The sequence below is a fragment of the Pseudomonas sp. 05N433 genome (assembly GCF_056396925.1).
Map to the genome: position 1 here is coordinate 119,918 of NZ_JBFTML010000011.1, position 12,214 is coordinate 132,131.

General features: G+C 60.6%; 6 protein-coding genes. 4 read left to right on the forward strand and 2 right to left on the reverse strand.

What is annotated here, in order from left to right; all coding sequences use genetic code 11:
- Positions 1-69: 69 nt before the first annotated feature.
- Entirely contained in the window at positions 70-735 is a 666-nt protein-coding gene (locus tag AC1DIS_RS08870) for a class I SAM-dependent methyltransferase (protein ID WP_477744401.1), read from the reverse strand.
- Between the two features lie 188 nt (positions 736-923).
- On the opposite strand from AC1DIS_RS08870, the gene AC1DIS_RS08875 reads away from it, so the two are divergent.
- The 4 genes from AC1DIS_RS08875 (at position 924) to AC1DIS_RS08890 (ending at position 6,715) form a co-directional block, all read left to right on the forward strand.
- The gene (locus tag AC1DIS_RS08875; RefSeq protein ID WP_230139028.1) at positions 924-2,702 is read left to right on the forward strand and encodes a type I secretion system permease/ATPase; all 1,779 of its coding nucleotides are present in this window, start codon (positions 924-926) and stop codon (positions 2,700-2,702) included.
- Positions 2,680-3,993: an HlyD family type I secretion periplasmic adaptor subunit gene (locus tag AC1DIS_RS08880; RefSeq protein WP_018927963.1), complete on the forward strand. Its 1,314-nt coding sequence runs from the start codon at positions 2,680-2,682 to the stop codon at positions 3,991-3,993. The genes AC1DIS_RS08875 and AC1DIS_RS08880 overlap by 23 nt, the downstream gene beginning before the upstream one ends.
- A gap of 2 nt (positions 3,994-3,995) precedes the next feature.
- Positions 3,996-5,375 (forward strand): TolC family outer membrane protein, encoded by a 1,380-nt coding sequence (locus tag AC1DIS_RS08885; RefSeq protein WP_477780833.1) that lies wholly within the window; start codon positions 3,996-3,998, stop codon positions 5,373-5,375.
- Between the two features lie 623 nt (positions 5,376-5,998).
- Positions 5,999-6,715 carry a response regulator transcription factor gene (locus AC1DIS_RS08890; RefSeq protein WP_477744402.1) on the forward strand — a complete coding sequence of 239 codons (717 nt, stop codon included), beginning with the start codon at positions 5,999-6,001 and terminating at the stop codon, positions 6,713-6,715.
- Positions 6,716-6,834: 119 nt separating this feature from the next.
- Here AC1DIS_RS08890 and AC1DIS_RS08895 read toward each other — a convergent pair.
- On the reverse strand, positions 6,835-12,214 hold a 5,380-nt coding region (locus AC1DIS_RS08895; protein ID WP_477780834.1), incomplete at its 5' end, for a DUF5801 repeats-in-toxin domain-containing protein.

A 12,214-nucleotide genomic window follows, 5' to 3' on the forward strand; every position in this document is an offset into this window, starting at 1 on the left:
CCATGGACGAGGAGAGTCCGGGCAGAATTACAGCACCGATCTCAGACCAGGTTGACAGGTGTAAAAGCGTTATCGCTCAGCCACCAACAACAACGACTGCGGCACCGGACTTTGCGGGTGCTGCGGCTCTTGCAGGCTGGCCAGCCGAAAACCGGCCATGTCCAGGGCATTGAGCCAACTGGACAAGGTGCGCGAGTACCACGGCATGGGTTGCCACTGCCCCTTGAACCCGGCGAAGGTTTCTTCCCGCCAACCGTCCTGATAGTCGCCCGCCGCCGCGGTCCACGGATGCAGCGTCTGGATCACCAGCGCGCCACCGGGGGCGAGCAGGGCGTTCATGGCGGCGAGCAGGGGGATGATGTCCTGATGCAACAGGGCGAAGTTGGCGCAGATCAGGTCGTAGTCGCTGCCGATGTCCACCTTCGCCTCGACCAACTCGTCATAGCTCGCCAAATGCACCCGCGAAGAGCCCGCCGCCCGTGCTGCCTCGACCAGTGTCGCATCGCCATCCACACCGACCGCCTCGATGGCCCGTTCAGCCAGCGCCCGCAACAGCCAGCCCTCGCCGCAGCCCAGGTCGAGCACACGCTCGGGTTGGCGGCCCAGTATCGCCAGCAGGATTGCCTGGTCGGTGACCTTGAGTCGGCTTTCGATGGTGCCGGTGCGGATAGCCTCGATCCAGGGCTTGGCGTTGTGGTGCCAGCTCTGGAGGAGGGTGGATTCGGGGGCGGGCATTTTGATGTCCAGAGTAATGGGGTGGATGGAAGGATAGGACAAGTGCAGGGCCTTGTTGGGGAAAGAGCTGAACCGGGGCAATTGCAGGGATAAAACTCGTGTGCCTTTGACGGTCTGTCGATTGCTACACACAGTCGTTCGGCATGATCTAAGCTCCTCAAGGTATGGCTTTTCGAGCAGGGGTTTCCATGCGAAACACACCTGAAAACAGTCTGAAAATAGCGTTGAAAGCCTGTAGAGACAGCTTTGTTTCTGTTGGCTTTTTCAGCTTTTTCATCAACGCGCTGATGCTCGTTCCTACCTTCTATATGCTTCAGGTGTATGGACGAGTGGTCACCAGCGGAAGTCTGACGACCCTGGCGATGCTGACGCTGATCATGACCGGGTTGGTGGTAACACTCGGTTCTCTGGAATGGGTGCGTTCACGCATCATGGTTCGGGTCAGTACCCGGCTGGATGTGTTGCTGAGTCGCCAGGTCTATAAGGCCAGTTTCAAACGGGCGCTGGAAAGTGGCGGCATGGATGCCTCGGCCCAGTCACTCAACGACTTGACGGGCTTGAGACAGTTTCTCTCCGGTAATGGATTGTTCGCCTTTTTTGATGCGCCCTGGTTGCCTATCTATGTCGCTGTGATGTTCATGTTCCATCCCTGGTATGGCTGGGTAGCGGTGGGCAGTGCGTTGTTGTTGTTATTTCTCGCGTTTCTCAATGAGAGGTTGACGGGGCCGGCACTTGCCCAGGCTAACAAGGAACATATCAGCGCGACGCTCCATACCACGAAAAATCTGCGCAACGCTGAAGTCATCGAGTCCATGGGCATGCTTGAAACCCTGATGGACCGTTGGGGGCGTCGCCAAAGGCATGTCCTGATGCTGCAGTCCGGGGCGAGCGATAGAGGTGGCATCATCAGCACGCTTTCCAGGTCCTTCCGGATCCTGGTGCAATCGCTGATCCTGGGGCTGGGGGCGTACCTGACCGTGGATCACCAGGTGGGGCCAGGCATGGTGTTTGCCGGGTCCGTGCTGCTAGGGCGCGCCTTGGCCCCCATCGATCTGATTATCGGCAGCTGGAAGGGCTTTATTGCGGCCCGTTCGCAGTACCGCCGTCTCAACGACATCCTCGACAAACAACAGGCTCAGCCCGAGCGTATGTCATTGCCTGCGCCTCAGGGTCATGTGCAGGTGGAGAATCTGATCGTCGCGGCACCTGGCTCGAAAACCCCGATCATCAAAAACATAAGTTTCAGCGTACCTGCCGGCTGCATTGTCGGAATCATCGGTCCAAGTGCCGCGGGCAAGTCCACCCTGGCCAGGGCACTGATGGGGGTATGGGCGCCGCAGCATGGGGTGGTCCGGCTCGATGGCGCGGACATCAGCGCGTGGGACAAACATGAACTCGGGCCGTACATAGGTTACTTGCCCCAGGACATTGAATTATTCGAAGGCAGCGTCAGCGAGAACATTGCCCGCTTCGCCGAGGTCGACTCCGAGAAAGTCGTTCTGGCGGCCAAGTCTGCCGGCGTTCACGAAATGATTCTGCTGTTGCCCGATGGCTATGACACCGTCATTGGCAGCGATGGCGTCATGCTGTCGGGAGGGCAGCGCCAACGCATAGGCCTGGCCCGTGCCCTGTATGGCAACCCGCGGCTGATTATCCTCGACGAGCCCAATTCCAATCTCGACGAAGTCGGTGATCGTGCCCTGGCGGTGGCCATCCAGCAGCTCAAGCTGACAGGCGCAACCGTTTTTGTGATTACCCACCGAACCAACATTGTGTCCCAACTTGACCGGCTGATGGTGATGAGTGATGGCGCCATCAGTCTCTATGGACCACGCGAACAAGTGCTGGCCGAACTCGCGCAGCGGGCACAAAAGCACGCCTCGCAAGCAGGCGCAAGCGTGGCTTCGGTGGCTACTCGCAAGGGTGATGCCGATGAACAGTACGATGCTCAGTCGTCAAACAGATAACTTCGCCGACCTGGCGGTATCTGATCGAAAGATCCGTCGCCTGGGTTTTGGCATTTTATTGATGACCTTCGGGGTGTTCGGCACCTGGGCGGCGGTCGCACCGATCGATGGCGCGGCTTACGCGCCTGGTGTGGTCACCGTGCAGGCTTATCGGAAAACGGTACAACACCTCGAAGGTGGCATCGTCAAAGAGGTGTTGGCCCATGACGGTGACATCGTCAAGCAGGATGACCCGCTGATTATTCTCGATGATGCCCAGCTGCGATCCGAATACGAGATGACCCGAAGCCAGCTCATTGCCGCCAGAGCCATGGAGGCAAGACTCAAGGCTGAGCGGGACAATCTGCCAGTCATTGGCTTTGACGTCATGACCGATGCCGACAGTCTGCGAGGTGCCGAGGCGCGCCAGGGCGAGACCCAGGTATTCAACGCACGACGGGGCTCACGGTTGGGCCAGATATCGGTGCTGCAAGAGCGCATTGGTCAGTTGAATCAACAGATCAAGGGGCTGGAGGCGATGATTGGTGTCAAGAGCCAACTGAATAAATCCTACAGCGGTGAAATCGTTGAATTGACAGACATGTTGTCACAAGGGTTCGTCGACAAACAACGCCTGCTTGAGCAGCAGCGCAAGCTTGAAATGGTCAAGTCCGAATTGGCCGACCATCGTTCGACCATCACCAGGACGCGCCTGCAGATCAATGAAACACAGCTGCAGATTCTACAAGTCGATAAAGACTTCAATGCCGATGTCGCCAAACAATTGGCCGATGTCCAGACCAAAATCTACGACCTGCAAGAGAAGGCTTCCGCCCTGGAAGACCGGCTCAGCCATATCATCATCCGCGCACCCGAATCGGGCATGGTGATAGGCATGACGGTGCATACGATTGGCGGCGTCGTGCGCTCGGCGACTCCTTTGCTGGACATCGTTCCCTCGGTTTCTGAACTGGTCATAGAGGCCCAGGTGGCGCCGGTCGATATCGATCGCATCGCCATCGGCAAGCGTGCCGATATCCGTTTCGGCGCGTTCAACAGTGCGACCACGCCGGTGATCCAGGGCGAGGTCATCAGTGTCTCGGCGGACCGGCTGGTCAACGAAAAGACCGGGACTCCCTATTACCTGGCGCGGGTCCGGGTCACCGAAGCCGGCGTGCGCGCCTTGGGTGATCGCAAATTACTGCCGGGGATGCCTGCGGACGTGTTGATCATCACGGGGCAACGCACGCTGTTGCAATACCTTCTGCAGCCGGCCCGCAATGTCATCTCTCAAGCGTTGATCGAGGAGTGATCATGCGAGCGTCGACAGTTCTGCTGGGCGGGGCGTTCATGTTTGCCGCGGGTGCCGTTCTGGCGCAAACCACTGAAGCAAAGCCGACCGGGGTCAGTGCCTCGACGTATTCCACGGATCTCATGCAGTTGTACCGCGAGGCCCGGCTGGAAGACCCGCGAGTGTTGGCCTCGTATGCGCGAGCGAAGGCGGGCGAGGAACATCAACGCGAGGCCCTGGGCTCGCTGTTACCACAGGTATCGCTCAACGCCGGGCAGAACCGGATTCATCAGGAGAGCGACCTGGTGCAGCGCAGTTACGATAGCGAAATCTACAGCCTGGTGCTGCGTCAATACCTTTACAACAAGGCCGCGTGGGAGAACTACCAAAGATTCAAAAGCCTGGCCAAGCAAACCGAATCAGAAGCGCAGGAGGCCCAGGCCGAGGCCACAGTGGATTTAGCCCAGCGTTACTTCGCCGCATTGGCGGCCGAGGATGAACTGGAGTTGGTAAAGGCGGAGCRTCAAACCACGCAAAAGAGCCTGGACAGGGTCAATGCGTTGTACGAAAAGCAGCTGGCAATGATTACCGATCAACTCGACCTCAAGGCCCGGGTCGATTTGCTGGCGGCGCAGGAGCTGGATGCCCAGAACCAGGCCAGTATCACCCGCGAGGCACTGGCGGAGATCGTCGGCCGGCCAGTCAAGGAGAAGCTCAACCGGATTCGCGATGACGTGCAACTACAAGTGTCGACGCAGAGTCTTGAAACGTGGGTCCGCGAGGGGATAGCGCAAAACCCGGCGCTCAAGGCCAACGAAAGTGGTGTCGAGGCCGCAGGCGCTGCGTTGCGCGGCGGCAAGGGCGGACACTATCCGACCGTGAGCCTGTCTCTGAGCGCGCAACAGACCAACGAGGGCTACAACAACTCCCTGGCGCCGCGTACCGACAGTTATGTCGCCGGTATTGGCGTGCAAGTGCCGATATACAGCGGTGGTTCAACCTCGGCGCGGGTGCGGGGGCTCTACCAGGATCAGATTGTGGCGGAGCAGCAACTGGAAGCAGTCCAGCGCCAGGTGGTCAAGGAGATCACCACCGCTTACCTGACGGCCAACTCGAGCGCAGAAAAGATCAGTGCGAGCCGGCATGCCCTGGCCTCGGCACAGCTGTCCAGAGTGGCGGCAGAAAAAGGACTCAGTTACGGAATGGTCAATGCCGTCGATGTACTGACCAGCGTACGCAACGAATTCCGGGCTCGTCGAGATCTGCTCAAGACCCAATACGACTTCGTCACCAATGTCTTCACGCTCAATCGCTGGGCGGGCAAGCCGCCTGTCGAGAGTGTCGAAAACGTCAATGCCTGGCTGAGCCCCCGCAGCTCCAGTCAAAAACTCACATCCCCCTGAACCTGCCAGCAATACCGCCGTTGTAGACCCTCCAGCCAGGCTGTTTTTTCAGTGCCTGCCCGCGGGCCTGGGGCCGGCTTGTGGGTGGCTCGATGCGGTGGGTTTCGCCGACAAATTGACGCTGGTTTTATTGTCATACTTTGCTGCACGCCACTCGTCGGTTAATTGACGATTTTGATCGGGGCAGACTTCAGCCGCAGGTCGCCGGTGGCGAGCCTAAGACCTTGATTTTTTAGGGGGGATGGCACCGCTGGGAACATCAGCCGGGCTATCCGCATGAGGCTGAGTCGACGACTGGCGGATGGCTGGGCCGGCAGCGCGCCGGGCTGGCCTAGACTCAGTTGAGCGGTTCGCGGGAGCACATCATCAAGCGCAAACTATTGATGATTATTCCTATTTTTGTTGTTTCGATGGCTTTTGCCCGGCTTCTGGGAACGTCCGCAATCCCTGCCGGTGCAACGGGTGGAAGTGTCCCCCAGGGCTAATACCCGGGCGGGCACTGTCAAGGCCTGACGACGCTCGTATCTGTCCATCAATCGTGATGGACAGGTGAATGAGCTGTTGATCCAGGAAGGCCAGCGGGTGGAGGCCATCGTTCATTTTTCAAGGGAGTCAGGACGGTAATGACGACCCAAATAAAACCAATAAGCGTGATGCTGATCGACTGTCGTCCTCTTGTTCTTATGGGCCTTCAAGACTTGATCAATGCCCGCAAGCCTCAGATGGAAGTGAGCGGGCAGGCCACCACCTATACCAAAGCGCTGGATCTTGCCGATCAGTTGCGTCCCGATGTCATTTTTTTCAGTTTCTTTCCGGATGCGCTGAACCCATTGGCGGTCGTCGCGGGGCTCGCCCGTAGCGCCGAAATGAAAGTCCTGGTGCTCAAGAGCCTGTACGAAACCGTCCCTGTTGCCCAGGCGATAGAGGCGGGCGCACGCGGCGTCGTGCTGGCGGAAGACCCGACGGAATCGATCATCCGAGCCATCATCCAGGTCCACCATCGCGACATCGGGCTGGATAGAGCCTGGGTCGGTGGGCTTTCCGACTATGCCGCGACCGGGCATATACCTTTGAAATGCAATTCGGAGCAGGCGAAACAGGCGCGGCTGACGCTGCGTGAAAAGGAACTGATTCGCGCCATCGTGGGGGATCCGTCTGCCAAATACATGTGCATCGCCGGGCGCCTGGGTATCAGCGAGCACACCGTGCACAACCACCTCAGTAATATTTATCAAAAGCTTAATCTCGTTAACCGTATCGACTTGCTGATATACGCACAGAAGCACGGGCTCACCAACAACGAAGAACCGCCCGAGTCCACTTGGGTGGAGCTGCATTGAATTTCTTTGGGGCGCCCAGGCCGTCACTGTGTCGCCGTCCGTGAATCCCATATCAGACCTGTAAGGCATGCGAGGGTGGTTTCTACGCCACCCTCGCATTCTTTCACGCGTGCGCTTCCTCAGGCGCTGCCATGGACAATGTCGGTATTCAGAACATCAACCCCGACCAAGGTGATGGTCGTGATTTGTCCGCCCGTTTCGGCGATCGTCACGATGCTGTTGGCGCCGCTGTTGTCGATCGACTGGACAACGGAGCTTTGGTCGCCGTTGAGCACCAGCGTGTCTCGCAGGCCTGCGCTCGCATCGAAGCCGGTGACTTGGTACTTGTTTTGGGTGAATGACAAATCGACGTTGAAGGCATCCCGCACACCGGCCGTGCCAGCCAGCGTGAAGTCGAAGGTGGTGCCCAAGTCGTTGGCGAACAGGTTGGCGTTGAAACCACTCGTCGCCGAGTCCCCATCCTTGTCCGTCAGCGTCGCGTTGAACGCCAGCTTGATATCACTGGCCATGTTCTCGGTCTGCTGAATGAACTGGATCACCGGGATCTTGACATCGCCTCGGCCCATCGTGAGCTGAACCGCGTCAATCAGCAGCGAGCCTTCCTTTTGAACGAGGAAGGACACTTGTCCGCCGGCTTCTGGCGTCAGAGTGTTCACCTCGGTGAGGGCCGAAAACGTGCCATTCTCGTAGTAGATCCGGTAGTACAGGTCCTCGGTCGCCGTGTTGTACCCCCCCACGGAGTTGTCGATGAAAATCTTCATCCCCGTCAGCAGGCTTTCCGGATTGATCACGAAACTTTCATCGGCGGCGCTGATGGCCGCCAGGCTGTCTCCCTGGAGAAGGTTATTGCCGACGCCGATGCCGGACGTGCTGACGTTCATGGCCGCCGGGTCGATGTACGACGGCAGGGGGGTGGTCTGTAGCTGGGCTTCGGTGGGGTCGGGTTTACCGAGCCCGATACCGCTCAGGATGTCCGAAGGCAACGCCGTTGCCTTGGCGGAAAAGAACACAATCTCCTCGGAGGGTGAAGGAATAGTCGGCGGATTCTGCGCCGGGATCAGCAACGTGCGCACCGGATCCGGGCCGCCGGCACTGAGCGAGCCGTCGGCGCTGCTGAGCACGATCGTCGAACTGAAACCTTGCACCAAGTCCAGTGTGTAGCTGCCATTGGTATAGGCGGTCAGCGTGTAGTCGACGCTGGTATTTGCCGTGGAGGCGTTGTTGTCGAAATCGCCGGTCAACGTGCCTGCGAAGTGGTAGGCGCCATTGGCATCCGGTGAGGGTGACTGCTCGGTGAGCGTGCCGGTGCCGGTGGTGGTCGTGTTGTCTGGCCGGACGAGGGTGAACTGGTTGTTCACCAACGAAATATCCAGCCCGGTTGCACCCAGTCCGTCGGCTCCGTTCGAGTGATCCCAGTACCCTGTTTGTGGAAGGACACTACCGGTCCCGATCAGGTTGCCGAAGGCAAGTGTAGGGCCGTCGTCCTTGAACACCAGGTTCTGCCCTATGTTCAGGGTCGCCTGGGCGCTGTCGCCGTCCCCATCGGTCTTGGTCGCTATCAGCGTCACCAGGTTGTCCGCCGACAGCGTCGTCGAATCATCGGGATTGCTGGCGTTGGGATGCACCACGGCACGGAGCTGGTCGAGGGTGACGTCGCCATTGGCGGCGACGCTGGCCGTGAACACCAGCAAGTTGCTGGTGGCCGTGCGGCCTTCGACCACGCCGCCGTTGAGCGACAGGTTCACCGCCTGGCCGCTGGCCGTGTCGGTCAGCCCGGAGGCCCCCACCACCACGCCCAGTGCATAGGTCAACGTGCCCGCACCGTCGGCGCCAAACGCCGAACTGAAGTTAGACGCAAAACTCTTGGTATCGTTGGTCGCCAGCACCGTCTCGTCGACCGTCAGTGTCGGCTCCGTGCCGGTGGTGCTGATGCTCGGTCCGTCGTCCTTGAACACCAGGTTTTGTCCGATGTTCAGGCTCGCCTGGGCGCTGTCGCCGTCCTTGTCGGTTTTGGTCGCCGTCAGGGTTACCAGGTTGTCCGCGGTCAGGGTCTTCGAGTCATCGGGATTGGTCGTGACGGGATGCACCACGGCCCGGAGTTGGTCGAGGGTGATGTCGCCATTGGCGGCCACGCTGACCGTGAACACCAGATCGTTGCTAAGGGCCGTGTGGCCTTCGACCACGCCACCGTTGAGCGACAGGTTGACCGCCTGGCCCGTGGCCGTGTCCACCAGCCCGGAGCCGCCCGCGACCACGCCCAGTGCGTAGGTCAGGGTGCCGGCCCCGTCAGCGCCGTACGCCGAACTGAAGTTAGCCGCGAAGCTCTTGGTATCGTTGGTCGCCAGCACCGTTTCGTCGACTGTCAGCGTTGGCTCGGTGCCGGTGGTGCTGATGCTGGGGGCGTCATCCTTGAACACCAGGTTCTGGCCGATGTTGAGCGTTGCCTGGGCGCTGTCGCCATCACCATCGGTCTTGGTTGCTGTCAGCGTGACCAAAGTGTCCGCAGTCAGGGTCTTCGAATCATCCGGATTGGTCGCATCGGGATGCACCACGGCGCGGAGCTGGTCGAGGGTGACGTCGCCATTGGCGGCGACGCTGACCGTGAACACCAACTGGCTGGTGGTGGCCGTGCGGCCTTCCACCACGCCGCCGTTGAGCGACAGGTTGACTGCCTCACCGGTGGCCGTATCGGTCAGCCCGGAGCCACCGGCGACCACGCCCAGTGCATAGGTCAGGGTGCCGGCGCCATCAGCGCCAAACGCCGAGCTGAAGTTGGCGGCAAAGCTCTTGGTATCATTGGTCGCCAGCACCGTCTCGTCCACCGTCAACGTAGGTTCCGTGCCGGTGGTGCTGATGCTTGGCCCGTCATCCTTGAACACCAGGTTCTGCCCTATGTTGAGGGTGGCCTGGGCGCTGTCGCCGTCCTTGTCGGTTTTGGTCGCCGTCAGGGTCACCAGATCGTCCGAGGTCAGGCTCGTCGAGTCATCGGGATTGGTCGTGACGGAATGCACCACAGCGCGGATCTGGTCGAGGGTGACGTCGCCATTAGCGGCGACACTGACCGTGAACACCAGGTCGTTGCTAATCGCCGTGTGGCCTTCCACCACGCCGCCGTTGAGCGACAGGTTGACCGCCTGGCCCGTGGCCGTATCCGTCAGCCCGGAGCCTCCCGCGACCACGCCCAGCGCATAGGTCAGCGTGCCGGCGCCATCAGCGCCAAACGCCGAGGTGAAGTTGGCGGCAAAGCTCTTGGTATCGTTGGTCGCCAGTACCGTTTCGTCCACTGTCAGCGTCGGTTCTGTACCGGTGGTGCTGATACTTGGCCCGTCGTCCTTGAACACCAGGTTCTGGCCGATGTTGAGGGTGGCCTGGGCGCTGTCGCCGTCCTTGTCGGTCTTGGTCGCTGTCAGCGTCACCAGGCTGTCCGAAGTCAGCGTCTTCGAATCATCCGGATTGCTTGCGTCGGAATGCACCACGGCCCGGAGTTGGTCGAGGGTGACGTCACCGTTGGCGGCGACGCTGACCGTGAATACCAGATCGTTGCTCGTCGCCGTGCGGCCTTCGACCACGCCGCCGTTAACCGACAAATTCACCACTTGGCCGGTGGCCGTGTCGGTCAGCCCGGAGGCACCCGCCACCACGCCCAGTGCATAGGTCAGCGTGCCGGCGCCATCGGCGCCATACGCCGAGGTGAAGTTGGCCGCAAAGCTCTGGGTGTCGTTGGTGGCCAGTGCCGTTTCGTCGACTGTCAGCGTCGGTTCCGTGCCAGTGGTGCTGATGCTCGGCCCGTCGTCCTTGAACACCAGGTTCTGGCCGATGTTGAGGGTGGCGTGGGCACTGTCGCCGTCCTTGTCAGTGATGGTTGCCGTCAGCGTCACCAGATTGTCCGCGGTCAGGGTCTTCGAATCATCGGGATTGGTGGTATTGGGATGCACCACGGCGCGGAGCTGGTCGAGGGTGACGTCGCCATTGGCGGCCACACTGACGGTGAACACCAGTAGGTTGGTGGTGGCCGTGTGACCTTCCACCACGCCGCCATTGAGCGACAGGTTCACCGCCTCGCCCGTGGCTGTGTCCACCAGCCCTGAGGCGCCCGCGACCACGCCCAGCGCATARGTCAGGGTGCCGGCCCCGTCAGCGCCATACGCCGAGCTGAAGTTGGCGGCGAAGCTCTTGGTATCGTTGGTCGCCAGTACCGTTTCGTCGACTGTCAGCGTTGGCTCGGTGCCGGTGGTGCTGATGCTGGGGGCGTCATCCTTGAACACCAGGTTCTGCCCGATATTKAGSGTGGCATGGACGCTGTCGYCGTCCCCATCGGTCTTGGTCGCCGTCAGCGTCACCAGGCTGTCCGAGGTCAGCGTCTTCGAATCATCGGGATTGGTCGCGTCGGGATGCACCACGGCGCGGATCTGGTCGAGGGTGACGTCGCCATTGGCGGCGACGCTGACGGTGAACACCAGCAGGTTGGTGGTGGCCGTACGGCCTTCGACCACGGTGCCGTTGAGCGACAGGTTGACTGCCTCACCGGTGGCGGCGTCCGTTAACCCTGAACCTCCCGCTACCACGCCCAGCGCATAGGTCAGCGTACCCGCACCATCAGCGCCAAACGCCGAGGTGAAGTTGGCGGCAAAGCTCTTGGTATCGTTGGTCGCCAGCACCGTTTCATCGACTGTCAGCGTCGGTTCGGTGCCAGTGGTGCTGATGCTCGGCCCGTCGTCCTCGAAGATCATCTTGGAGCCGATTTCGGCGGTTGATGTACTGGACTGCAGCACCTTGAAGCCGCCAATGTCGAAGTCAGCATGCGTCTTGTCGCCGCTCTTGTCGGTCAGCAACCCGGCGTTCTCGATCATCACGCGGTTGTGGTCGGTCGCCGTGCTGTAGGTGATCTGCGAATCGGTCGGAACGCCGGTGATCAGCACTGTGCCGTCGGCGTTGTAGGTGATGACGGCGGTGCTGACGGTGGCGCCCGCGAACGTCTTGACGGTGACACYGCCGTTGATGATCGCGACCTTTTCGGTGCTGTCGTTGGCGTAGCTGTTGACGAAGTTGACGCCGCTCTGCGACCCGCTGACGTTGTCGGCGTTCTTGACGGCGGTGAGCAAGAGCTTCGCAGTCGTGCCGCCCGTCTCCTGCACGATCTTGAAGGTCGCGGAACGGGCGCCGAAGTACTGGGTGAAGTCGATGTTCGCTTCGACCCCCGCTTCGCCCGGGCTCAGGTTGGGGATTGTGAAGTCTGCCTTGGCACCGCTGACGAAGCTGAAGCGCAGGCCTTCCTGTTCGGTGATCGCCTGGTTGTTGGTGCCCAGGGTTGTGCTGCCGCCGCCCTGGCTGCTGTTGACCGTATCGGCGCTGGTGATGGCAGCACTGCTTGCCGACTGATCCAGCGGATCCCTGCCGGTGACGACGATCGAGACACCGGGAATCCGGCCGTTCGCATCGGCCGTCGCGCCCATGGTTGTGAACATCAGGAACAACTGCTGGCCCGACGGCGCATTGGCC

Bases quoted from the DNA above. Each gene is read 5' to 3' on its own strand.
- AC1DIS_RS08890 (WP_477744402.1), top strand. From the start codon at position 5,999: ATGACGACCCAAATAAAACCAATAAGCGTGATGCTGATCGACTGTCGT.
- AC1DIS_RS08870 (WP_477744401.1), bottom strand. From the start codon at position 735: ATGCCCGCCCCCGAATCCACCCTCCTCCAGAGCTGGCACCACAACGCC.
- AC1DIS_RS08880 (WP_018927963.1), top strand. From the start codon at position 2,680: ATGCTCAGTCGTCAAACAGATAACTTCGCCGACCTGGCGGTATCTGAT.
- AC1DIS_RS08875 (WP_230139028.1), top strand. From the start codon at position 924: ATGCGAAACACACCTGAAAACAGTCTGAAAATAGCGTTGAAAGCCTGT.